The following is a 23,184-nucleotide window of genomic DNA, read 5'->3' on the forward strand; positions in this document are numbered from 1 at the left end:
GGGCAGCCGAAATGAGAGCGACGAGCCGAGCGCCTGGACCAAGCCTCGCCAGGATCGGTCCTACAGGCAATTAAACAAGCAGCCGCTGTCCGCGCGGTCATGCTTGTGCGCGCGAGTCCTGCCTCCGGAACTACCGCAGCCGCGAGGGGTTGATCGACGCGGTCAGGGCGGCCGTGTACGCCTCATAGCCGGCGGTGTTGGGGTGGAAGGCGCCTGGGTCGAACGGGCCGAGGACCCACGCATCAGGCGCGTTCACCCCGTGCCCCAGGAACCGCTTGGTGACGTCCACGAACTGGAAGCCGTGCTCGGCCGCTGCCTCGGCGATAACTCCGTTGAGGAGGTCGGCCCCGTCGTTGAGGGCCTCCTGCTCGGGGGCCGACACGGCGAGGAAGGCGCCGTACTCGGGCGAGAAGAGCCGCGGGTAGCCGGTAACGACCACGTGTGCTTCGGGGGCGCGCGCCGACACCTGCGAGTAGACCGAGTCGAGGAGACCCGGCAGGACGGTCGTGACCCTGCCGCTAGTCGCGGCGAGCCCGCCGGCGCACTGCGCGTCGGTGCCGCCCAGGCAGGCGACGACGGCCGTCGACCAGCCGATGTCGTTGCCGCCGATGCTGATCGTCACCAGGTCGGTGTCGTCGTCGAGGGCGTTCAGCTGCCCGCCCGCCACCAGGGACGCGGTCGTGGCGCCCGCGCAGGCGACAACGTCATCGAGGTCGATCTTCATCCGGCCGTTGAGCTGCACGGCGTAGGCAGACTGGGAGCGGCCGCACGCCTCGTAGGGCGGGACGCCGTATCCGGAGGCGTAGGAGTCACCGAGCGCGTCGTACTCGACGGGCTGCCGCGGCGCGGCCGAGGCGGTGGTGACTCCGAGGACGAGGGGGGCGACAAGGGCCAGAGCAGCGACGGCGCATCGCGCTGTCCGCGAGTGATTGTTCATGGCGTGAACGTAGCCCCACTGGCTACCGCCAGCCGGACAGCAACGCGCAACGCGAAAGTCCGGATCTGCCGCAGAGGGTGATGCGAGACCAGGCAGATGAGCGTTGGTGCGTGACATCCTGTGGGGCGTGAGTTCTGATGACTTCCGCGAGCCGTGGTTTCGACTCCAGCCCGAGCAAGCTCTCACGTTCGAGCGCGAGGCAGAGAAGGAGATCGGCCCGGGCCATGTGTTGCACGGCATCGCCCTGAGCGCAACGGCGAAGTGTGAAGGCTGCGACGACGTGGTGTTCCGAGCGTCAGACGGCACGTTCGCGATAGTTCATCTGACCTGGACGCTGAAACCCGAAAGGCCGCCGTGGCCACAGACGACACGGCTCGGCAGCTTCATCGCCGTGGAGACTGCGATGGATCAGCACGCGCACTGAGTTCGCTCCTTCCGTTTGGCGGGGCAGAACACCCGATCATGCTGCGGTCCGCTCTGCAGCGCTGATTTCTCTGCCCGCAACGTCCGCATCTGCCGCGATCCGCGCTGTCATGCCGCATTCCGCTCAGCCGATGAGCGGATGCCCTTACGTCAGACCGAGAGCGTCCTCGAGGTCTGATACGCACGCACGCAGGTCCTCCAGGGTGTCGATGTCGCAGTGACGAGCATCCCCACGTTCGGGGGTGCCCCACTCCATCTCCGCCTCGCCGGAGACCCAGACCGTCAGCTGCGCGGCGAACTTGTCCGTGCTCAGGATGAGCCAGGCCGCTGGCTTGTCCGTCAGCGGGCCGTCAACGACTTCACAAAGTGCCCCAGCCTCTGCCCAGTGTTCACGTCGCTCGTCGGCGATGGCATGGAGAGCGGCGAGGTTCATGCCGTACATAGTCGCGGGCAATGCACTCATCTGCCGCAGATAGCAAGGCGCGGAACTGCCGATGTGGCGCAGTTGTTGTCGGTCAGTCGTCAGATGCGACTCGCGTCCTTGCCGCTGACACGAGCTCGGAGTATCGGGAATCGAAGGGCTCGCTTAGCTCCTCTCCAGGAGCGCTGACAGGTTCCACAGCGCAACTTGCTCAGCTTTGTGCTGCGGCGCACTGACACGGTTGTCGTCCTCCCAGCGGTGGAGCAGGTCGAACAGGATCAGTGCTTCGTCGCCGGTGAGCGAGACGGTGACGTCGTCATTGGCCATGCCGCCCATCGTGCCGAAGAACGCGCGCACATGCCGCAGATAGTGAAGGTGCGGTCCCAGCCGAGATCAGCGCGGCTAAGGCGCTGATCGGGCGGCGAGATACAGGCTTGGCGACGTCGCGAAGACGAAGACGTGCCCTTCAGGAGAGAATCCACACGCTCGGAATTCTTCGTCGTCAGCGATCGCGATCTCGGTGCCTTCGGGACCGACCAGGCTTGCTCCGGTCAGCACATGCCGCAGGTCTACCCGTCCTTCGTGGTGTTGGGAGATCGCCGGCCCATAGCCCCGCGACCGGAACTCGATGCTCGCCGTCGGCGTCGGCGTACACGGCCGATGGCGGGAACTCTCTGTACCAGCCATAGTCGCCGTCGGGGTCGCTGACACGGTCGAGCCGGACTCCGCTGCTCGCCTCGAAGACTCCAAGGCCGTCATGGCTGCCAACGATGACGCGGTGCTCGTCCAAGAAGCCGACCGCGAGGAGACCTCCAACCATGATCGGCCGGATAGGTCCCCATCGCGCCATGCCGTGACTTTAGCCGGGAAGGCGACGAAACGTCCGCTCATGGCTGTCCGGGCAACCGAAAGCGCATGCGGAGCGCGGCTCAGACGCCTACCCTCGGCGGTGGCCCTGCCCTAGGCGGGTCGGTTCACCCCGACCGCCCGTCCTGCAGCATGGAGGGGGAGGCAGCCCGTTCGAGCCGGGCCAGGGTGGGCACAACGCACTCACATGCCGCTGACAGTGAATCGCGATCATGCCGATGAGCGGGCGTGCGGGCAAGGCGCCGGGGCACGGACGCGTTCGAATTGCGTCAGGAGAGGTCGACAACCACTTTGCCGAGGGCGCGTCCCTCGCCGACGTGAGTAAGCGCGGCGGGAACCTCGTCGAGCGCGAAGGTGCGGTCGATGTGGATCCTGATCTCTCCGGTGACGCAGAGGGCGGCCAGCGGCTCGAAATGGGCCGGACCCTCCTTGACGGCGAGGATCCCGATTGCGCGACCGGTGAGCCGCCCAACCGGCCAGCCGAGGGTGAGCACGCGTAGCAGCGTGGGTACCGACCCGCCTACGCATCGATAGGTGCCGCCGGGTGCCAGCGCACGCCGGTAGGCGAACACCGAACGATGCGCGACCAGGTCCAGGATCAGGTCGTACGGCTGGCTGGTCCGGGTGAAGTCGTCCCGGCGATAGTCGATCACGTTGTCCGCGCCGACCGACCGCATGAAGTCCAGCTTGGAAGCGTTGTCGATCCCGGTGACGTGAGCACCGAGCCGTTTGGCGAGCTGAATCGCGAACGATCCGGACCCTCCGCCAGCGCCGTTGATCAGCATCCGCTGACCCGGCACGGCCCTACCTGTGCCCTGCAGAGCGATCGCGCCCGCCTGCGGGATGGTCGACGCCTCAGCGAACGTGAGCCGGGCCGGCTTGTGGGCGAGCGCGGACTCCGGCGCGAGCGCGTACTCCGCGAAGCCACCCATCAGCCTGAGGTTGTCGCCATACACCTCGTCTCCGGGTCGGAACCGGGTCACCCTTTCCCCGACGTCGTCGACCAGGCCGGCGATGTCCGATCCGAGCGTCCGGCGAGCCGGGACACGCAGCCCTCCGATCCGGGCGTACGCGGGCGATCCGCGCAGGCACTCCCAGTCGCTGAGGTTGACCGAGGTCGCGGCGATCTTCACCCGCACCTGGCCGGCGGCGGGCGAGGGTACCGGGACGTCCTCGACCTGCAGCACATCGGGAGACCCGTACCGGTCGTAGACGACCGCCTTCACGCCCGCCCCGCGGCCCACCTGGTCATGGCGGCAACGTAGCAAGCCCGGACGCTCGACCGAGACGGTCAGTTCCGCATACGGTGAAATGCAGGTGATGCGACTGGTCCCGGAAGGAGGCCTCGGCCATGGCGGACGACGAGGTAACCAGCAACCTCAAGGGCATGAATGAACTCGACTTCAACGGATGGAACCGAGCCGACTGGCATGGCGTGTTCGCCCGCTGCCACACCGACGACGTGCTTGTGGAAGTCAAAGGGCAACCGCCCACCCGTGGTATCCAGGAGCACATTGCGGCTATGGAGGCTCTGGTCGAGTCCACCGGTGGCACGCCGATCCAAGTCGCCTCCCACCCGATCAGCTTCGGCTCCGGAGAGTGGACCTGCGTGGTCGGCGAGTTCGAAGGCGGTGGCCGGATGGTGACCATAGCGAAATGGCGCGACGGAGCCGTCGCCGAGGAGTACATCTGGCTCTAGCCTCCGGCTCGGTACGCGGAACTTCCGAACCAAGCGGCACGTGCCTGCGAGAAGGCGACACGAGATTGGCACGGCCTGGTCCGGCACGCCCGTCGTCCATCGACGTTCAGCTCGCGCGCAGGTAGTCCACCAGCAGGTCGCGCACCCCGACCGCCGGTACGCCAAAGCGATCGACCAGGGTCTCCACCAAGTGCTGGCGCGAGTTGCCTTTGGCCGACCGTGCCCGTCGATCCCGGCGGGCTCACCGAGCGGCAACCGGATCTGCCGCTGGTGGCGCGCACCAACGTGCCGAAATGCGATCGCGGCTCCGATGGATCGGCTGCTGTCGGTGCCATCTGCTTGGCTTCCTTCTCCGTGAACGCATCAAGGAGGACACTCGTGGCTGGACCCCCTAACACCACCCCGTCGATCCCACACCGCGGCGCTGGTGGGGTGACCACCTCACAGTGCCGGTCGGGCTGGGGGGCAACACGTTCGGCCGCACCACCGACGCCGCCGCATCCCATCGGGTCCTCGATGCGTTCGCCGAAGCCGGAGGTGCGCGGGTCGACACCGCCGACACCTACTCCGACGGAGCATCGGAGGCCATCGTTGGAGCCTGGATGCGTGACCGGAAGAACCGCGACCGGGTGGTGGTGTCGACGAAGGGCGGCAACGCTCGCACATGCCGAAGACAGGGCGCGTCCCGCCGGTCGAGCCGCGTCGTGAGCGCCAGCGAGCAAGCGTGTCGAGACCAACCGCCGCAGATAGCGTGCGGTCGCGCCGAGTTCCGGGCGTCGCTCAGTGCGGCAGAGGGTTCGGGCCGGTCGCGGTCACGAGGCGCTGCGGCACCCAGTCGTCCACGTGGGCGAAGCCATCGAACCGGGCGCCCTGGAGGACACAGGCGTCCTGGAGCGAGCGGCGGTAGAACTTCACGTGGGTGAAGTCCTCGAAGAGCACGTAGTACGGCTCGTTGTCGGCGCTCTGGAACTGTTGCCCGGTCAGGACCGCTCGATGCTCGTGTGAGAAGGCGTCGACGTCCTCACCGACGATGACCCCCAGATGTTCGAGGCCCATCCGGTAGACGCGCTGGTGGACGGGCGGGATGAGCTCGATGAGCGGCACCGACATCCCGTCGATGACCTCGAGCGGTGTGGCGAGGACGATGATCGAGATCGGCCGGCCGTTCCAGACGTTCTCGGCGTTCGCAGTCGCGTGGCGTTCGAGCAGGTTCCGCAGGTGGACGTACTGGTCCCACTCCGGCACGCGGACGGCGAGGTGGCTGAGCGGGTACGGGCGGATGTCGATGCCCCGGGCGAGCAGGCGGTCGTGCTGCTGCGCGGCGAACGCCCGATAGTCCCCGATGATGTCGCCCACCGGATCGGCCATCGCCGCCTCCTCTCGGCCGCCATCGTACGACGGGGTGGGCGGCGGACGCATCACGCCGCCGCTCGCCAAACGTCCGGACACGCCGCGAACAGCGAAGCGCGGAACTACCGATGGGCGGGCGTGTTCTTCTGTCCGCCCACTGAGAAGTCCCGTTGTGAATGATCGGCATCGCGTGTGCGGTTGCCCGACCGCCCCCCATGAGAGGCAACATGGCACGCATGTCCCTGCCTACCCCCACGCTGCGCACCGCTCGCCTGCGACTGCGTCCGTTCAACGACGCGGATGCAAACGCTCTGTTCGCGCTGCACAGCAGCGCCTACGTGCTGCGCTATTGGGACGCGCCGCCCTGGAGCGAGCCTGTGCGCGCCGAGGGGTTCATAACGGCTCGCCGGCAGATGGCAGAGGAAGGCACCGGGACGCGGCTGGCCGTGGACCGTGTTTCCGACGGGGCGTTCATCGGCTGGTGCAGTCTGACCCGGTGGAACCCGGACTACCGCAGCGCGTCGATGGGCTACTGCCTCGACGATGCAGCATGGGGCCTCGGCTACGCGACGGAGGCCGCCTGCACCTTGCTGCAGTGGGCATTCGACACGCTGGACCTGAATCGAGTCCAGGCCGAGACCGATACGCGCAACGCGGCATCTGCCCGCGTCCTGGAGAAGCTCGGATTCGTGCGTGAAGGGACGTTGCGGGAGGACTGCGTCGTGAACGGCGAGGTCTCGGACTCGTGGGTGTACGGGCTGATCAGGCGGGAGTGGCGGCCGTCGTCCGAACCGGTTCCCGCCCGCTGAGTCCTCCTCGTTCGCGAGGCGGAGCCGGCCTCCGGCTGCTTCGTTTCGCTGAGTTGATCGGGCTGGGCACAGTGCGCTCTCATGCCGCATCCCGCCGGTCCCGACCGAGCCACAGCCCTGGGACTCACCCACCGCAGCGGGCGGCGGAACCCGCGGCGCGGCGGCGCTCCCGCTCATCGGACCACGGTCATCTCACTGGACTCAGCCTCGGGCCGGCCGCTTCGCGTTGTACTGGTTGAGGGCCGCGACCAGGGCAAGCCCGACGGCCTCCACGACATCCGTGGACGACGCCTGGACCGCAACCCTGCGGCCCGGCAGCTCCACCTCGAGCTCGACCTCTCCGACAGCCTCGCTGCCCGGGCCGACTGAGTACGCCCGGAACGCGACTACCCGCGCCTCCACGCCCGTCGCCTGCGAGATCGAATGGCATACCGCGTCGATGAGCCCGGTGCCAGAACCCTCAGCGTGCACCTGTTCCCCAGCCCGGGAGAGCTTCACGTTGGCGCGCGGCCCGCCGTCCTGCGTGCCCCCGGAGTACGTGATGGCGTCGAGCTGCCAGCCGGTGGACGGCTCCGTCATGCGATCCCCCTTGATGTCCAGCAAAGCCAGGGGCAGTACTTTCCTCGAAAGCATATTGCGCCCGGCGCCCTAAGCGGGAGCCTAGCCGGTCCGACCTGCGAACGGGCCTACAAAACAGATCTCCGCCGCCGAACTCCAGTTCGATTCACCAGGCCGTGACGGTGCCGCGTCGGGCGGCGACGAACCCGGCGGGCCGAGATTGCGTGCCGCCGGCATCTCGCGCTGTCAACACGATGAGGATGGATCTGAAGCGCCCCGAGGACCACGCCGCAGTACTGCGAGATGTCCTGCCCAGCTAGGGAGCTTACGTGAGGAAGTCGGCGAACGGGCTGGTGCGGAACCAGGTCCGGAACTGCCGGGTGAGGCTGGGCGGCCCGATCAGTTCGACCCGGCCAGTCCGGATCGCGGCCGGGTAGTCCAGCCGCTTCAGATGCAGGCCGACGAGAGTCGCGGAGTCACTCCGGCAGACCAGATCCTCGTCGTACCCACTGGGCCGGGTGCAGAGCTCGGGCTGCGGCCTACGCAGGATCATCCAGTGGGTGTCCGAGGGCCGGTCGCGCAGCTCGAACCGGACCATCGTCGTACCTTCTGGGATCCGGTCCAGATCAACCAGCTTCATGGTGGCCCAGAGCACGTACGCCGGGTCCAGGTGGTGAGGCTCGATCTCTAGCCAGTGGGCGCCCCACTGACCCATCGCGTCGAGCACCGCCCGGAGGGCCTGACCCATCTCGGTCAGCTCATACGTCACCCCACGCCCTTTGACGGTACGACGAAGGACGCCGTGCCGCTCCAGCAGGTCGAGGCGCTGGGTCAGCAAGGCGGTGGAGATACCAGGCGCGCCCTGTCGGATCTCGTTGAACGTCCGGCAGCCGTTCAGGAGGTTGCGCACGATGATCGGCGTCCAGCGCTCGGCCAGTAGTTCGGAACTCCTGGCGATCGGGCAGAACTGGCCATACGCGCGCACTCCCTCAGCGTCGTCCTCGCCAGGGCCGATGGCAACTTCAGAATCTGATATTGCGATTGCGCCCCGCGGTGCCGAGTGTGAGAGGAGCGGGCCGGCGTCCTACCGGTCCAGCCGAAGGGTGGTGGGGACGATGACAAGTCGTGCACATGTGGTCGGACAGGCACAGGGGCGTTCGGTCGACCTGGGGGTGGCACGGATGCGGGTGCTGGCCGACAGCACGGTCAGTGGGGCGTTCTCGTTGACGGAGTTCGCCGGCACGGCCCAGGGCGCCTGGACGGTGCCGCATCTGCATCGCGGCTTCGAGGAGTCGTTCTTCGTGCTGGACGGCGAGTTCACCTTCACCGTTGGCGGCGAGCCCGTCATCGCGGGGCCGGGGACCTACGTCCTGGTCCCGAGGGATACCGCGCACACGATCACCGCGGGGCCCGGTGGCGGCCGGTTCCTGACCCTGATGGTGCCCGGCGGTCTCGAGGAGATGTTCATCGAACTCGGTGAACTTCCACCCAACGCGATCACGGACCCGGTCGCCCGCAAGGCGGTCTCAGCGCGCTACGACTCGATCCCGGTCTGACCCGTTGGTCTGTTCGCGGTGGAGCCATGGATGATCAGGGGTGTTCGACGTGCTAGCGGTCGACAGCGTCGACGTGCGGCCGAGGCGATGCTGGACCCGGCTCGAAGACCTCGCGAAGGCATGGCGGCACCGCTGCAGCTGTCCCCGGTGACCGCCGATGTCGATGAGTCACCAGAGTGGCTGGACACGTTCAGGCCAGCGGTGTGGAGGGCCTGGTCGTTGAAGGGCGCGTCGACCCGGTATCAGTCCGGTCGTCGCGGGATCCATGGTGCTGCACCTCTCAAGCGCTAGGCATCTCTCCTGGAACGATCGTGATGACGGAACTGCCGACTGGATCACCGCCACAGACCGCGTCCCGGGTGCACTGACGCACGTCGCTCCAACTACCGGATCTGCAGAATCACGGGTGCTACTGGATGCCTTCATGGACCAGTTCGCGTCAACCCCTGGATCACCCTGAGTGCCGCGTGTCCGGCTGCTTCCTGTCGGCGTGGCGGTGGATCGCGCGCCATCGCCCTTGCTCTCGACGGTAGATATGGGTGACGCGAAGCTCCTGCTGGGCAGGCGGCTCTCCGCGGAGCGACGCCACGTAGCGCTCGAAGGCGACTGTGTACGCCAGGTCGCCGCTGACCCCGGAGGCGATGGGTTCCCACACATAGTCACGTACCGCAGAGAACTCGGACGCAACCCGGTCAAACGCCTCTGTCACGCGGTCGGTCCCGCTTTCGCACAATCCCCGAGCAGCGAAGAGCGTGACCGGATCGATGTCCGTCCAGAGAGCGTTGTTTGGGGCTGCGTCCCCGTCGTGAAAGGCGATCTGAGCGTCGATGAAGGCGGGCAGGAAGCCGCGATGAAAATCGTCGAATGGTCCCATTGGATCACTGTCCCGCCGGTGCTGCGGTGCCCACAACGCCGTCCGTCCCCCGTCAGCGCAACGGACCCCTCCAGCGGTGGTTCGACCAAACATGCAGGCTCAACGAGTCCGAGCCCGTCGCCTGACCGAGCCTCCGGCCCACAGACGCCCGCTGTCCGGCATGAGCGTGCACCTCGTCTGGGCGTCGCGTCCGACCTGGTGAAGCGTGCCCCTGCGCTCTCGTCCGCCACCCCGTCCGAGGTCACATGGACCGCCGTGCCACTACCGACGGCCGCCCATCGGGGCGGCCGTCGGGTTGTTGTGGCTACGGCTCGAAAGCGCTCAGGAGTCGTCGCTGAAGGTTCCGCCGAAGATGTCGGAGTTGCCGAAGGTTGCCGGGCAGACGTTGTTGGGCCCTGGGCGCAGGTCCGTGGAGTGCGTGGCCGGCAGTTCGGATGCCGCGTCCGGGTCCTCCTTCTCGTCTCCCACTATGGGTTCGGTGGTGCCGGCCAGGACGTCCTCGACGAACGCCTGACGGTAGGTGTTGATGGCGGGGCAGACGGCTCCGTTGCGCATGTCATTCCAGACGGCGGAGCCGTAGTCCCGTGTGGCGACGGCGTAGTTGTAGTCGCCGAGGAACTCCGAGGTCAGGCTGTTGGCGCTGGACGCGCGTCCGTCGCCTACTGCGCCACGCAGCACTGTCGTAAACGCGCCGACGGTGTGGGCCGCGCCGGCGATGTCGGCGTGCCGGACCACGCCCAGCACCCGGCGCGCGGAGGTCGTGTCGTCGCGCCATGGGTCGAGCCAGGCGTTGTAGACCAGCCACGCGTCGGTGCCGTCGGGCGAGATTGCCACCGCCGGGAAGTTGGCTCGGTCGCTGCCCTCGCTGACTACCACCTTTGCCGAGTAGGTGCCGCCCCCGTTGGTCGAGCTCACCAGGAACGCCTTCTCGAGGTTGGTTCCCTGACTGTCGTCGGACCAGGTGAGCAGGATCTGGTCGGTGGCGTCCTCACCGCTCGGCGCACCGTTGGCGATGTCGAATGACGGGAAGGTGTTGGTCCGGGCGCCCGCGATGCCGTCGATGGTGAACCGGCCCTGCGCGGGGTCGAACTGCCCGATTCCGCCGAGCCCTGAGACCACGGCCCTGGGTCGCTCGAAGTTCTGGCCACCGTTGAAGGACCGGGCCTGGAAGAAGACGCCCTGGCGGGTTTGGATGTCGGTGCCGATCCACATCACGTAGACCACGCCTTGGCTGTCGGTTCGGATGGCACAGCCCTGCCGTCCGCCTGTCTGGCTGTTGTTGGTCGCCGCGGACAGCTGGCGCGTGGTCCACGTGTCGCCGCCGTCGGTGGAACGAGCGAACAACACCGGCTCGGATCCGGCGGTCCCGCGGAACCCGACGTTGCAGACGTAGGCGTTGCCGAAGTGGGGGCTGCTCTCGGCATTGTCGGCCCAGACCTGTTCCTTGTCGCTGAACAGGGCCTGGTTCTGCTTGGTCACGACCACCGGGTCCATCCAGGCGTCGTTGTCACCGCTCATGGCGCCCGCCAGGTCATCGGTGCGGGACACCGCGATGGCTGCATCGCCGGCAAAGCCGGGATTGCCCGGGAAGTTGGTAGCGATGTTCGCGTAGTACAGCCGCTGCCCGTTGTCCCAGGAGAAGTTCCCTGAGGCGTCGGGAACGGGACCGAAGACCAGCTCCGGGTCGCCGTTGGAGACCATGCCGTTGACGTCGTAGTTGGGCAGCGTGCCGATCGGGCCGTTGGGATCGGGCACGCAGCCGGTGTCACCAGCCGGGGGTTGGCCAGGCGCGACGTCGGGTGCACCGAGGCAGGACGGTGTGACACGCGCCGAGAAGCCGGTGTACGTCGGTTGCGTCCACGTGCGGCCGGAGTCGGTCGAGAACTGGATGCCGGACACGCCCACCCCCGGGGTGAACGGGCAGGTGCGGTCATCGCCGGCGTTACACGCCTCCAGGTCGATGTTGTCGTTGGCTCCCGCCGCGAGGATCGCGGGGTTGACCGGGTTCACGGCCAGGCCCGGCTCGTTCTGCTTGTTCTGCGAGAACAGCTGGTCATTGCTGCCGACAGTCACTTCCGTCGACCCGCCGGGTGTGATCGGCGCGGCCTGGGCCAGCGTCGGGAGAAGTAGTGCTGCGAATGCCGCGGCGACCGTCGCGGCGACGTTGATCCTGCGCATGACGCTCCTCGGGTAGATGGATCGCTTCTGCGCGGCGCGCCCGGCTGCTAGTGAGCAGTGGCCGGGTGGTCGCAGTCTCTGAGTCTCGTCCGGTCGCGGCGCCCCGGCAAGGGATCGCGGCCCCGGCAAGGGATCGTGGCGTCCCGGCAAGGGGAAGCGGCGCGCCACCCGGGCCCGCGGCACGGCTGTCCACGAGGCAAGGTGCTGAGCAGAATTGGAAGGGCCTGGCAGACGCCGCCCGGCACGGACAGCGAGCGTGCCGAAGGATCGCGAGCCCGACAACCTTACGGTTGCGTCCGGGCCGGCCGCTCCGTCGGTTCTGCTCCGACTCAACCTTGGCGCTGGGGCGGCCTACTTGTGGGCCGTGGATAGCGTCGTCAGCCGTCGAGGTTGGCGAGGCGCAGGTGGTTGGCGTCTCTGCGCCGCTGTGCGGCCGCCGCGGTACGGGTCGCACGGTCCAGGCTGCGCTCGAGGCGCGCGGTCTGCCGCTGTGCCGTCCTCAGTTGCTGGCGAGCCTGTTCGAGCTCCTCATTGAGCCGCTCGATTGTGGCGGTCAGGTCGGCCAGCTGGTGCTGGTTCGCATCAAGCAGAGACTCGGCCTCGGCCCGCTCCGCCTCAGCCTCGGCGTACTCGTTCTCAGACTCTTGCGCACGCGTTGTTAATTCCGCTCGCCTGCGCTCTAGTGCCCGATCGACAGTGAGGGTCTGCGGGGGAGCGGCCCGTCTGGCGGGTCGCTTCGTGGGCGTGCTTCGGACGGCTTTGGGCTTCATCGGTGCGAACTTGGCCGGCTCGCCGGTCTCGTCCACGACACCGAACCCGACATGGCGCAGCGCGCTGGTCAGCTGGCCGCTGAGCACCACCAGTGCCGCGCCGGGATCGATCAGCGCGGCGTCCAGGGTCTCGGTCAGACGGTCCGCCACGCTTTGGCTCACAGATCGGCCCCGATCCTTGGCGCGGCCGCTGGCAGTCGTCACCAATTCCTGGACCAGGTTGTGTCGGCGAGGAGTCAGCTCCCGCAGCCGGGCGCCGTCGGCAGCCAGGTGGGCGGCGCGGAGCTCGTCACCGAGCTGGGTGAGGTCGTTGACACCGTCGGGGTCCGCGCGGACCAGCAGGTTGGTCAGCCACGCCGCCAGCGTCGGCTTGCGGAGCGTCTTGATCTGGTTGCTGGCCGCGTTCGCTCCGGCGGCCCTGGCTTCCTTTGCCCTCTCGTTGCGGGCAGCTGTGAACTGGTCCGGGTCGAGCCCGTACAGCTCCACAGCCACCGCGTCGACATCCACGACCTCACAGTGCCTCGACCGCCCGTGCACCGTCCAGGCATGCCGTGCGGCACCCTCAATCGATGCTGCAAGCAACCACTGAGGCCCGGCATGGGTTGGTCGGGCGGTTGAGCTGCCTGGGCGATCGCATTGGCCAGCCTGGTCATCACTTCCTGCGAGCACGGACTGCTGGCTTCGTGATCGTTCGTCGCTTCGTCGCATGCAGTCGGAACGCGGGGGTACCGGAAGCGCTCGGGGCCAACAACGTAATTTGGAAAGGACCCCTGTGCGACCCCTCAGAGTGCTTGTGCGCAAGCGCGAAGTCACATTTTTCCTGCTCATCGGCGGGAGCATCGCTGTGCTCGGCCACGCTTTGCTGATGTTGATGATCGCGCGCGGCCTGGCGCCCGGCGTGGCGAACGCGGTACAGATCGTGGTAACGCTGCAGCTCAGCTTCGTTGCCCACGACGCCTTGACCTGGCGCTGGCGTACGCACCAACGGCGGGCTCGCCGGCTGAGCCGGTGGTGGCGGTTCCAGACCACCCGCAGTGCCAGCGCGGTTCTGAGCCTGGTCTTTTTCCCGGTGTTGTCGCCGGTGGTAGGCACGGCCGCGGCGTACTGGGGTCTGGTCGCCTGCGGGACGGTCGCCAACTTCTGCACCGACCGGTTCTGGTCGTTCACCCACCGAACCGGAGGCAACCCAGGTGGACCCGTGGACGTTCCTGCCCCTGATCGCGGCGCACGTAACCGTCCTGCCGTCCGGGTTGCGGCCGGCTTGGCGGTCCTGATCGTCCTGGTCGGGACGGCTGCGGCATTCGTCGACGCGTTCCTTGTCGTGGTCTCGCTGTTCATGCTGCTCGTCGCGGTGACAACGCTGGCGTTCCAGCTCTACAAGTGGTGGCGGCCGCAGAACAACGATCCTGGAATGTACGGCGAACCGGACGCTCCCGAGCTGCCGGGTGTGATCCTGGTGCCGATGCGCCACGAGGAGGCGGTCGCGGGCCAGACGCTGGAGCGACTGGCCAACCTGGACCACCCCGAGTACTGGGTGATGCCGATCATCGATCACCCGGACGACCCTGGCACTGCGGCGATCGCGCACGCCAAGGCAGCCGAGTACCCGGGTCGGGTTCTGGTGGCGCGCTATCCGGAGGACACCGACGTCCACAACAAGCCGATCGGCTTGAACGCCGCGGTTCGGCTGCTCGAGGAGATGGAGATCGACTACGAGTGGATCGGTATCGCCGACGCCGAGGACCTGTTCCACCCCGGGTTGCTGCGCATGGTCGACTACCGGTTCCGCCGCACCGGCGCGGGCATCGTGCAGTGCGGGGTGCAGCTGATGAACTTCAGCGCCCATCCGAGCCAGGTGCCGATGCCTGCTGGTCGGTTGCCGCGGCTGCGGCGCTGGCTGCGGGCCAACGCGTCGGGTTGGTGGCGGGCCGCGAACGTGCTGGAGTACTACAAGTGGTTCCAGTCCCGGCTCAAGCTGCAGGCCGTCGTCAAGGTGATGCCGTTGGGCGGGAACACCGTGTTCTTCCGGCGCCAGTTCCTCGACGCGCTGCGTGCGCGCCACGGTGCCTCTTGGGACGAGGACTGCCTGACTGAGGACTGCAAGATCGGCATCGCCGCGTCTGTGCTCGGGTTCTCCGTCGACGTGGTCTATGTCGATGACCTGGTCACCCGCGAGGAGACTCCGGACACGCTGGGCGGGCTGCTGCGGCAGAGGGTGCGCTGGATGCAGGGCTTCACCCAGGTTTTCACCGAGCGCGAGTGGCTCGAGCTGCCCCGGCTGTGGCAGCGGGTACTGGCTGTCTACGTCCTGGGTTTCCAGTACTTCCAGGCCTTCGCCATCGTCTTCGCGCCGTTCGCGCTGGCCCTCGCGCTGGCGCACAAGTCCCCGGTCGCGGTGGCGTTGCTGGCCAGCGTGCCGCTGGGGATCAGCCTGCTCACGACCGCCCTGGATCTGCTGATGCTGCACCAGTTCGGCCGGACCTTCGAGCAGAAGGTGCGGTTACGCGACTACCTCGGCGTGGCGCTCGGCGCCTACCCGTACCAGGTAGTGCTGTCGGTGGCTGGGCTGTGGGCGCTGCTGCGGCACCTGCGGGGACGCACCAATTGGGTGAAGACCGCCCACTCCGGCGCGCACCTGACCGCGGTGCCCGCCGCCACGCAAGGCGGCCAGCCGACGGCGATGCCGGAGCAGGCTGCATGACCGGCGCAACCACGCTGGACGTCCCCGATCTCACCCCCGACGGCAGCGGAGACGCGCGGGCGCCGTCGTTGCGGCGCCGGATCCGGCGTGACTGTCAGGCGTGGATCGGGCGGCATCTGATCAGCCTGGTGATCGTGCTGCCGCTGCTGGCCGTCGTCGGGGCGGTGCACGGTATCGGCATGGCCGCGTTCCCGCGCTTTGTCGATGACCCCGGGACCTACCTGTCGCAGGCGTGGTCGTTGCAGTACGAGCATCGGCTGTCGCCGTACTCCTATTTCTATGATCACGCCCCGGCGGGGTGGATCCAGATCGCGGCCTGGTCGGCGCTCACCAACGGCTTCAACCGGTACGACTCGGCGATTGCGTTCGGCAACGAGTGCATGCTGATCGCCAAGGTGGTCAGCAGCGCGCTGCTGTTCGTGCTCGGCCGCCGGCTGGGTTTTGGCCGGGTCGCGGCCACCGGCGCCGCGCTGCTGTTCGGGCTGTGCCCTCTGGCCCTGGTCTACGGCAGGTGGACGTTCCTGGACAACCTGGTCACTCCGTGGCTGTTGCTGGCGTTCGTGCTGGCCTACTCGCCACGGCGCAGCATCGCCGCCGCGGTCGGCGCCACGCTGGCGTTCGGCATGGCCGCCCTGACCAAGGAAACCGCCCTGGTGGTGCTGCCGGCCTTTGCTTGGGCGCTGCTGCAGAACCTGGACCGGCGAAACCGGGCCCACCTGCTGGTCACCTCGGCCTTCGCCGGCATCCTGCTGATGGCGCTGTATCCGCTGATGGCCTTGTTCAAGGGCGAACTGCTGCCGGGACCGGGACACAACAGTCTCGTCGGCACGGCGGTGTGGCAGCTGGCCGACCGGGCCGCCAGCGGTTCGGTCCTGGACCCGCACAGCGCCACCGCCGACCAACTGCACGGCTGGCTGCAATACGACCGGTGGCTGCTGCTGCTCGGTCTGGCCGCGATCCCGGTCGCGTTGCTGGTACGCCGGCTGCGGCCCGTGGCGCTGGTCTTGGTCATCCAATGGCTGGTCATGGTCCGCGGTGGATACGTACCGTTCATGCACGTCATCAACCTGCTGCCGTGGAGCGCGCTGCTGGTCGCCGGCGCCGTCAGCACCGTCGCCGGAACCCAGGCTCTGGTGCCGACCGGGTGGCTGCGGGCACGAGCATCGAGCGGCGCCGCTCACGGCGTACGGATCGGTGTCGCCGGGCTGCTGGCACTCGGCCTGGTCGGCGTCGCGACCGCGTCCTGGGCGCCGCGACTGCGGCAGATGACGACCGTCAGCCAGGAACAGCCGCTGCGCTCGGCCACCACCTGGCTGGCCGACAACGTCGCGCGCAACAAGGTCGTCGTGGTGCACGACAGCATCTGGACCGATCTCGTCCACCGCTACGGCTTCAACCCGCGCCCGGTCATGATTTACAAGCTCGACAGCGACCCCGCGGTACGCGACAACCTCGCGCGCATCGACTACCTGGTCCTGCCCGACTGGTACTACGGCACCAGCGAGGCGCCGCAGAAGTACCCCACCCTGACGGAGGCTCGCAAGCACGCCGTCGAGGTGGCGTCCTTCGGCGCCGGTCCCGACCGGGTCAGAATCTACCGAGTCAGCGATCACTGGAGGCCGTCGAAATGACCGGCCGCTACCGCCGACTGGTCACCGGCCTGGTCACCGGGGCGGTCACTGTCGCCGTGGTCGGCGCCGGGTGCGGCAACCAGCCCGACACCTCACTGCACCCCGACCCGCCGAGCGTCCGCTTCGCACCGCTCCGCCACCCCTTCAACAATGCGACGCTGTACGTCGACACCAAGACCGCCGCCGCACGCTGGCAAGCTACGCACGGCGCGGACTGGCTCGACCCGATCACCAGCCAGCCGCAAGCTCGCTGGCTCAACGGTCCCCAAGACCTAGCCGCAGTGCCACGCCTGGTCGCCCGCGCCCGGGATCGCGGCGAACTGCCGGTCTTCGTCGCCTACTACATCCCCAACCGCGGCTGCGCCGACTTCAAGCAGGGCGCACCGGACACTGCGGCGTACAACTCCTACGTCCGCGACCTGGTCGACGCCCTCGGCCCAGTCCACTCGGTGATCGTGCTCGAACCCGACGCGACCGCCGCCGACTGCTACAACCCCAGCCGCGGCAAACTCCTGACCCATGCTGTCCAGGCGCTGTCCAACGCCGGGCACTCGGTCTACCTCGACGCCGGGCATGCCCGCTGGCGCTCCACGGGCGAGATGGCTACCCGACTCCTGCAATCCGGCATTGCCCACGCCGAGGGCTTCGCAGTCAACGTCGCCAACCGCCAGACCACCAACGAGAGCTACCGATGGGGCCTGGAACTGTCCGACCTGACCGGCGACCGCGACTTCGTCATCGACACCTCCCGCAACGGCACCGGACCGCCACCAAACGACCCAAAGCGTGACGACGAATGGTGCAACCCAGCCCGACAGGCACTCGGCGCCCCGCCGCAAACCACCCACCGGCCACACCTCGCCGCACTCCTCTGGATCAAAGCCCCAGGCGAATCCGACGGGGAATGCGGCGGCGAACAAACCTACCTGTTCTCGCCCACACAGGCACGCAACCTCATCGCCGCCACACGCCGGCTCCCACAGGCGCAACGCGCCGCCGCCGCAACCGCTTCCGTAGCAGTTCCCTAGCCGACACCATGCAGCCTTGATTGTTTGCCGCGGTCGTTGTCTTTCCGCGGTTGGACTTGAACCTGCGGAGTCCTGCTTGATCCGCGCGGGTGGTGGGTACCGGCGCTCTACCAAATGCTCGAGACACCGGGTGCGGGTCTCGGGCCTGCACGGGTGTCACAGCAACACTGCTGGGCCACGGCCCACCTGCACTGAAAGGCAGACCGCGATGTCGAAGCACGCATTCGATCCCTGGACCTACCGAGAGACATCCGGCTACACCGAGGGCAGCGACCTGACCGGCTACAAGATCGCCGCCATCGACGGCGACATCGGCAAGATCGACGAAGCCACCGACCAGACCGGCACCGCCGGGCTGGTGGTCGACACCGGACCGTGGATCTTCGGCCGCAAGGTGCTGCTATCGGTCGGCGTGGTCGAGCGGGTCGACCACGACGACGAGAAGGTCTACGTCGACCGCACCAAGGACCAGATCAAGGCCGCCCCCGAGTACGACCCCGACACCCACGGGGATGACGACTACCGCACCCGACTCGGCGGCTACTACGACGACACCTACCGCACCGGCATGTAGCCAGCTGCGCATAACCCCGGCCGTTCGGCGGCCGGTGCCACGGGAGCGGTCCCGCCCAACACGGGTCCCGCGGCCACGGCCGCCGAACGCACCTACCACGTCGCCCGCCGCCCGCCGATCACACCGCACGGCGCTCGACACCGCGACGACCAGATCCGCACCGAGGACGCTCAAACCGGAGGCACGCATTGACCGAGCCGACATCGGTCCGCGACAAGGCCGGCTCGTGGAGCGCCGACGAGATCACCCGACTGCGCGAACTCGCCGGATGCTCCACAACCACACACATCATCGCGCTCAACCTAGGCCGCAGCGAAGACGACGTGCGATCCAAGGCGCACGAGCTCGGGATTTCGCTGGATACCTAACCCGAAACCGCGGCTCGGTGATGGCCAACGACCAGGTCGGCCGTCCCGTGCGGTGGGGCTGTGGGCCGGAAGCACGGCGGCGGGATCGCCGCTGGCCGGGGCGGCGGGAGTGAGGTCGGTGTCGGCGTCAGGCCACTGTTGCCTGATGGTTGTGTGGTCCGGCGGCGAGAGGTTTCGTTGCTCTGGGCACCGTTCACCTCTCGCAGAGTAGGCGGGTGCGATCCACCAAGTTGCGGGTTGTTGCAATGACTAACGTGGCTTCATGTCGCGGCCAGTCCGGCACTCGATGTGAGATCTGCTTGACGACTGGTTGCAGGTTGCCGGCGGCAACCAGGAGCCGTCACTGTGGTGTGGCGGACCTGAGTGCGGTGCTGGAGCTGTACGGGCCGCCGCCCGAGCAGTTCACCGCTGCCGTAACGAAGTGTCCGAGGTACCTCGCGACGCTGGAGATGCCAGCGGCAGCACGGTGGTGAAACGCCACGCAAAACGACGACGGCAGCCTGGCTGGCGAACCAGCTGGCCCGGATCGCGCTCGGCCAGGTCGCGGAACTGACCGGGTTCGGCGATGAGCTGCGCGAGGCTCGCCTGATATCTCGACCGAGCCCGCCGGAAGCAGCTCACCGCGTGCCGGTACGCGATGGTTCAGCGCCTCGTGGAGGTCACACACGCCGACGCCGCCAGCACGGGGGCGAGCAATCACCAGCACCGTCGCGGAGCGTCCCGCCGAGACCCTCGACGCCGCCCTGGTCGATCCGGGTACGGCTCAACTGTTGCGCACTGGACGACTAATCGGCGCGCTGCCGGCTCAGCCGGTATGGACGGTCGCGGATGCTGACGGGCTGGACCCCGCAGCCGCGGACTGCACCGATCACTCGCGAATTCTGACTCGGACCTGGCCCCTTGAGGCCCAGATCCGTCGGCGGCAAGGCGCTGTCAGTGCGGCAGGCGGCGGGTATTGATCAACTCCTGGGCGACGTCGCGCAGTTTGCGGTTGGTCTGCTGCGAGTAGCGCTTCAACACCTCGAACGATCGGTCGCTGTCGAGGTCATACCGTTCCATCAGAATGCCCATCGCCTGACCGACCAGCTTGCGGGCGTCGATCGCCTGGGCAAGCGTCTCCTCCTGCCGCGCATTTGCGATCGCGATCGACGCGTGCCTCGCCAAGATGTGTGCGACCGCCAGATCGTCGGCGTCGAACGCCTCCGGGACGTCGCTGTAGAGACTAAGCACCGCCGCGGCACGCCCATTTACTAGCAGTGGCAAATGGACAATGCTGCGGATCCCCTCGGCGCGAATCCGCTCCGCCCATGCCGCCGGCCATCGCGAGTCGGCCGCCACATCGGCAACCACGACGACGCTCTCCTGCCGGATCGCGGCAATCACAGGGCCACCGTCGGCCTCGATCTGCAGCCGGTACAGCTCGGCGACGCGCGGATGGGTCGAGGCCAGCACCTCCGGGCGCCGTCCAGTGGCGATCAGCACGCCCGCGTAGCTGCACTGCAGCGCACGCAGCGCGAACTGCACGACCGCCTCGACCGTCTCCTCCACACCGCCGACGTCATGCAACTCCACCGCCAGCCGCGCGAACGCATCGGCTGCCGCGTGGTCAGCCGTCACCCGGTCATCTGCGGCTCCGACAGGTGCATTCAACTCGCCCGGTTGAGACACAGCGACATCCCCTCCCAAGAGGCGCGGGTGCGGGTATGACACCGCAACATTCTCGACGACATCCCCCGAAGGACCCACGGCGTGGAAGGCGCCAGGACACGTCCCTCGGCTTCGCCCCAGATAGTCAGGCTATTCCGGAACGTTCCGGTCCGCTACTGGTGCGTTCGCGGGTCCCTGAGACTTGGGCGCATGCGGCTCGCGACCAGCTGAGTGTGCCCATGACCGGCTCGGGTCGGGTGACGAACAGATAGGTCACATCCTGGCCTTCGCGCCGACCGCCGACGACGGGATGCAGCCCCCTCGCGTTGCTGCTCGATCGCCTCGGCACTCGCCTGGAGAACTTCGGCCAGACGCTCGGCGTGCTCGGGTCGGAGCGTTCGGGGAGAAGTGCTTGAGTGGCCCCGCGGGGCGACCTGCGTGGCATCAGTCATGGCACGAAGTGGCGGATACGCATGGGGAATCTGGCACCCGCTGCGGGCGGCCATGTTACTAAAACCGCTGGTAGAGAGCAGATGCGACGATGTAGGTCCTCCTCGTAATGAGAAGGTCGTCGGTTCGATTCCGACAGGGCGGCTCCACCTCGCGGTCCCCGGCGGCTGGGGCGTTGCGGGTGTGGGGCCTGACCATCGACGTTTTCGTTGCTCTGGGCACCGTTCACCCTTCGCAGAGTAAGCAGCCAACCCGAGTTGAATCCGACAGCGGACGTCTACGAGGCTCGCGAGTGGCTGGACGCCTTCAAGCCCACCGGGGTCGAAGCGCTGGTGGTCAGAGGAGCGGCGACGAGATACCAGCCGGGTCACCGCCACTGGATGAAGGTGAATTCTGTTGGGGTCTTGGGGTGCCCGGTTCGTCGGGAGACGTCGATCTGCGCAGGTGGGGGTCTGGTTGGCTCGCCTGTCTGCTCGGGTACGGCAAGTGACATGGCGGCCCGGATGGCCCTGTGGGCGGGACACCGCGTGGTCGTCGATGACCGTGGTCGCGACGCGACCCGACGTGTGCTCGCGCACGTCTCCTGACCATCGTTCAGGCGCCGGCCCCGGGACGCGGCCGGCCATCGGGGTCGAACAGCAGGTCGTACAGCCGAGGCGCCCAACGGAGCTGGGCGGCGCTGAGCTCCGGTGGGTCCAGCCGTCGCAGTCGTCCGGGCGGGCGGGGGGCGGGCTCCGACCCGCGCATCGACACCGCTTCCGTCCGAGCGGCCACCCCCTGACGGCGCCTTCGGTGACCGGGGATGTGCCTGGCCACCGACTTGGGGACGGGAGCGATGCGGTGCGGCACCCGGCCGGTCAACGCCCCGCGGATGCCGCTCTTCTTGTCGGGCACACCGCGGTCATACCACTCGTCCAGGGCATCCGCGCTCGCCACCATCGCGTCGAACAGCTCATGCGGGTCCTCTGGCACGTCGTCGGCGTCACAGCTCAGGTGTTCGGCGACCAGGGTCCGTAGCAGCACTCGCGGGAAGGAGTCCTGGGGCGCGGTCTCGTCCAGGTCTCCGCGCTCGTCGACTACGGTGCAGGCGATCTCACTGTCGCTGGTCCACGAGCGCCGGTTGAAGTTGTCGGACCCCACGCTGGCCCAGCGGTGGTCGATGACGCAGGTCTTGGAGTGCACGTAGATCGGTAGCCCGGTCTCGTTGCACAGGCCGAACACCGCGACCCGGTCGCCGCCCGCCTCGATGATCGTGCGCATCGCCAGGGACCGCCCGTACCGCTGCGGCACCTCTGCCAGAGCGCCTTCGAGGTCGGGCACCATCGGCAGCACCACCACCAGCCGGAGCTCGGGCTTCTCCCGCAGCACAGTGGCGAAGTGCTCGCCCACGTCGTCCGACCACAGGTACTGGTCCTCGACGTAGATCAGCTGGTCGGCCTGGGCGATCGCCTTGGTATTGCCCAGCATCACCGAGCGCTCACCTTCGGGTGCGAAGTCGAACCCGGTGGGCGAGATGACTGGGAAGGTCCGGATGATTTGGACGACGTCGTGCCCGTCGGGCTGCGGCGGTGGAGGCGGTGCCTGGGCGCCCAGCGGCTCTGGGGAGAGATCCTCGCGGTGCACCAGGCTCGAGATCAGGCGCCCCGGGTTGAGGGTGAGCGGGGTGCTGTCCTCCCAGCGTTCGCGGAACGTCGTCTCCACGTCGTGGACCGCCGGGCCCCGGATCGCCACCTGTACGTCGTGCCACGGCGGGGTGGGGCCGTAGGCGCTGGCGAGCTCCGCCGGTTGTGGGTCGCCGTCGTGGGTGTGGTCGTCGCGCCGGCCGTGGCACAGGTCGATGCCGCCGAGGTAGGCGATGTCGCGGGTCGGGTCCTCGGTGTGCCGGATGACCACGAACTTCTGGTGATGGGCGCCGCGGGTACGCACCCGCATGTCCCGCAGGCACTGCCCACCGGCCTCGCCGATCTCGTCGCCCAGGTAACGATGCCGGTGGGCGCTGAAGCCGAGACGGTGCCAGTGGGACCGCCACAGCAGCCCTCGCACGTCGACGCCGCGCTTGGCCGCCGCGACCAGTGTGGCGTTGAGGGTCGACCCCGGGTCGTCGGTGAGCTGCTCGTCGGGGTCACCTCGCCAGTCGGCGAAGTAGAGGCGGTCCCCGGGGCCCAGACCGATGATGCGTTCGTGGAGTTCCTCGAAGTAGGGCCGCCCGTGGACGATGGCCCGTACGGTGTTGCCGCTGCTCCACGCGGTGCCGTCGCCGCGGACGTCGTCGATCCGGGTGTGGGGGTTCTCCCTCTCCCGGTTGGTCAGGAGCCATGCACTCACATCCACGAAACTCATCTT

21 protein-coding genes and 1 pseudogene are annotated in these 23,184 nt (G+C 68.0%); 10 read left to right on the plus strand and 12 right to left on the minus strand.

All coding sequences use genetic code 11. The features are described 5' to 3' along the window. Nucleotides 1-130: 130 nt before the first annotated feature. Nucleotides 131-937 (minus strand): SGNH/GDSL hydrolase family protein, encoded by an 807-nt coding sequence (locus EV644_RS33760; RefSeq protein ID WP_132193906.1) that lies wholly within the window; start codon nucleotides 935-937, stop codon nucleotides 131-133. 106 nt (nucleotides 938-1,043) lie between these two features. On the opposite strand from EV644_RS33760, the gene EV644_RS33765 reads away from it, so the two are divergent. Further along, nucleotides 1,044-1,361, plus strand: coding sequence for a hypothetical protein (locus EV644_RS33765; protein ID WP_132193904.1), 318 nt, complete (start codon nucleotides 1,044-1,046; stop codon nucleotides 1,359-1,361). Between the two features lie 144 nt (nucleotides 1,362-1,505). On the opposite strand, the gene EV644_RS33770 is transcribed toward EV644_RS33765, so the two are convergent. The 3 genes from EV644_RS33770 to EV644_RS33780 form a co-directional block, all read right to left on the minus strand. After that, entirely contained in the window at nucleotides 1,506-1,823 is a 318-nt protein-coding gene (locus EV644_RS33770) for an immunity protein TriTu family protein (RefSeq protein WP_132193902.1), read from the minus strand. Nucleotides 1,824-1,946: 123 nt separating this feature from the next. Then, nucleotides 1,947-2,138 carry a hypothetical protein gene (locus tag EV644_RS33775; protein WP_132193900.1) on the minus strand — a complete coding sequence of 64 codons (192 nt, stop codon included), beginning with the start codon at nucleotides 2,136-2,138 and terminating at the stop codon, nucleotides 1,947-1,949. A gap of 779 nt (nucleotides 2,139-2,917) precedes the next feature. Continuing rightward, on the minus strand, nucleotides 2,918-3,892 hold the full coding sequence (locus tag EV644_RS33780; RefSeq protein WP_199240142.1) for an NAD(P)-dependent alcohol dehydrogenase: 975 nt from the start codon (nucleotides 3,890-3,892) through the stop codon (nucleotides 2,918-2,920). Nucleotides 3,893-3,999: 107 nt separating this feature from the next. Here EV644_RS33780 and EV644_RS33785 point away from each other — a divergent pair, with 107 nt between their 5' ends. Both EV644_RS33785 and EV644_RS47930 read left to right on the plus strand, forming a co-directional pair. Further along, the gene (locus EV644_RS33785; RefSeq protein ID WP_132193898.1) at nucleotides 4,000-4,347 is read left to right on the plus strand and encodes a nuclear transport factor 2 family protein; all 348 of its coding nucleotides are present in this window, start codon (nucleotides 4,000-4,002) and stop codon (nucleotides 4,345-4,347) included. 446 nt (nucleotides 4,348-4,793) lie between these two features. Then, a pseudogene (locus EV644_RS47930) lies at nucleotides 4,794-5,009 on the plus strand (aldo/keto reductase); the annotation flags it as partial. Between the two features lie 118 nt (nucleotides 5,010-5,127). Here EV644_RS47930 and EV644_RS46760 read toward each other — a convergent pair. Further along, nucleotides 5,128-5,715 carry a VOC family protein gene (locus EV644_RS46760; protein ID WP_158292994.1) on the minus strand — a complete coding sequence of 196 codons (588 nt, stop codon included), beginning with the start codon at nucleotides 5,713-5,715 and terminating at the stop codon, nucleotides 5,128-5,130. Nucleotides 5,716-5,933: 218 nt separating this feature from the next. Between EV644_RS46760 and EV644_RS33800 the strand changes: the two genes are divergently transcribed. After that, the gene (locus tag EV644_RS33800) at nucleotides 5,934-6,506 is read left to right on the plus strand and encodes a GNAT family N-acetyltransferase (protein WP_132193892.1); all 573 of its coding nucleotides are present in this window, start codon (nucleotides 5,934-5,936) and stop codon (nucleotides 6,504-6,506) included. Nucleotides 6,507-6,707: 201 nt separating this feature from the next. Here the strand turns inward: EV644_RS33800 and EV644_RS33805 are convergent, their stop codons facing one another. Together EV644_RS33805 and EV644_RS33810 are read right to left on the minus strand one after the other, a co-directional pair. Further along, the gene (locus tag EV644_RS33805) at nucleotides 6,708-7,139 is read right to left on the minus strand and encodes an alpha-isopropylmalate synthase regulatory domain-containing protein (RefSeq protein WP_132193890.1); all 432 of its coding nucleotides are present in this window, start codon (nucleotides 7,137-7,139) and stop codon (nucleotides 6,708-6,710) included. 250 nt (nucleotides 7,140-7,389) lie between these two features. Further along, on the minus strand, nucleotides 7,390-8,049 hold the full coding sequence (locus EV644_RS33810; protein WP_158292996.1) for a winged helix-turn-helix transcriptional regulator: 660 nt from the start codon (nucleotides 8,047-8,049) through the stop codon (nucleotides 7,390-7,392). Between the two features lie 130 nt (nucleotides 8,050-8,179). Between EV644_RS33810 and EV644_RS33815 the strand changes: the two genes are divergently transcribed. Further along, a complete protein-coding gene (locus EV644_RS33815; protein WP_158292997.1) occupies nucleotides 8,180-8,620 on the plus strand; it encodes a cupin domain-containing protein in 441 nt (146 codons plus the stop codon). A gap of 451 nt (nucleotides 8,621-9,071) precedes the next feature. Here the strand turns inward: EV644_RS33815 and EV644_RS33820 are convergent, their stop codons facing one another. The 3 genes from EV644_RS33820 to EV644_RS33830 all read right to left on the minus strand — a co-directional run bounded on the left by EV644_RS33820 (nucleotide 9,072) and on the right by EV644_RS33830 (nucleotide 12,949). Then, nucleotides 9,072-9,494 (minus strand): nuclear transport factor 2 family protein, encoded by a 423-nt coding sequence (locus EV644_RS33820; protein ID WP_132193884.1) that lies wholly within the window; start codon nucleotides 9,492-9,494, stop codon nucleotides 9,072-9,074. Nucleotides 9,495-9,815: 321 nt separating this feature from the next. Further along, a complete protein-coding gene (locus EV644_RS33825; protein WP_132193882.1) occupies nucleotides 9,816-11,672 on the minus strand; it encodes a hypothetical protein in 1,857 nt (618 codons plus the stop codon). Between the two features lie 377 nt (nucleotides 11,673-12,049). Beyond that, nucleotides 12,050-12,949: a hypothetical protein gene (locus EV644_RS33830; protein ID WP_132193880.1), complete on the minus strand. Its 900-nt coding sequence runs from the start codon at nucleotides 12,947-12,949 to the stop codon at nucleotides 12,050-12,052. Nucleotides 12,950-13,235: 286 nt separating this feature from the next. Between EV644_RS33830 and EV644_RS33835 the strand changes: the two genes are divergently transcribed. From EV644_RS33835 to EV644_RS33855, 5 genes are all read left to right on the plus strand, one after another. Continuing rightward, on the plus strand, nucleotides 13,236-15,143 hold the full coding sequence (locus EV644_RS33835; RefSeq protein ID WP_158292998.1) for a glycosyltransferase: 1,908 nt from the start codon (nucleotides 13,236-13,238) through the stop codon (nucleotides 15,141-15,143). Then, on the plus strand, nucleotides 15,140-16,774 hold the full coding sequence (locus tag EV644_RS33840) for a glycosyltransferase family 39 protein (RefSeq protein WP_132333424.1): 1,635 nt from the start codon (nucleotides 15,140-15,142) through the stop codon (nucleotides 16,772-16,774). Before EV644_RS33835 ends, EV644_RS33840 begins: the two co-directional genes overlap by 4 nt. Further along, nucleotides 16,771-17,802: a glycoside hydrolase family 6 protein gene (locus tag EV644_RS44825; RefSeq protein WP_158292999.1), complete on the plus strand. Its 1,032-nt coding sequence runs from the start codon at nucleotides 16,771-16,773 to the stop codon at nucleotides 17,800-17,802. The genes EV644_RS33840 and EV644_RS44825 overlap by 4 nt, the downstream gene beginning before the upstream one ends. Nucleotides 17,803-18,010: 208 nt before the next feature. Continuing rightward, entirely contained in the window at nucleotides 18,011-18,376 is a 366-nt protein-coding gene (locus EV644_RS33850) for a PRC-barrel domain-containing protein (protein ID WP_132193872.1), read from the plus strand. A 188-nt stretch (nucleotides 18,377-18,564) separates the two neighbouring features. Then, nucleotides 18,565-18,744, plus strand: coding sequence for a hypothetical protein (locus EV644_RS33855; RefSeq protein WP_132193870.1), 180 nt, complete (start codon nucleotides 18,565-18,567; stop codon nucleotides 18,742-18,744). 933 nt (nucleotides 18,745-19,677) lie between these two features. On the opposite strand, the gene EV644_RS33860 is transcribed toward EV644_RS33855, so the two are convergent. Together EV644_RS33860 and EV644_RS33870 are read right to left on the minus strand one after the other, a co-directional pair. Continuing rightward, nucleotides 19,678-20,361, minus strand: a complete 684-nt coding sequence (locus EV644_RS33860) for a GAF and ANTAR domain-containing protein (protein ID WP_132193868.1) — start codon at nucleotides 20,359-20,361, stop codon at nucleotides 19,678-19,680. Nucleotides 20,362-21,435: 1,074 nt separating this feature from the next. Beyond that, nucleotides 21,436-23,181 (minus strand): phospholipase D family protein, encoded by a 1,746-nt coding sequence (locus EV644_RS33870; RefSeq protein ID WP_132193866.1) that lies wholly within the window; start codon nucleotides 23,179-23,181, stop codon nucleotides 21,436-21,438. Between the last annotated feature and the right edge of the window lie 3 nt (nucleotides 23,182-23,184).

The organism is Kribbella orskensis, assembly GCF_004342085.1.
GTDB classification, from domain to species: Bacteria; Actinomycetota; Actinomycetes; order Propionibacteriales; family Kribbellaceae; genus Kribbella; species Kribbella orskensis.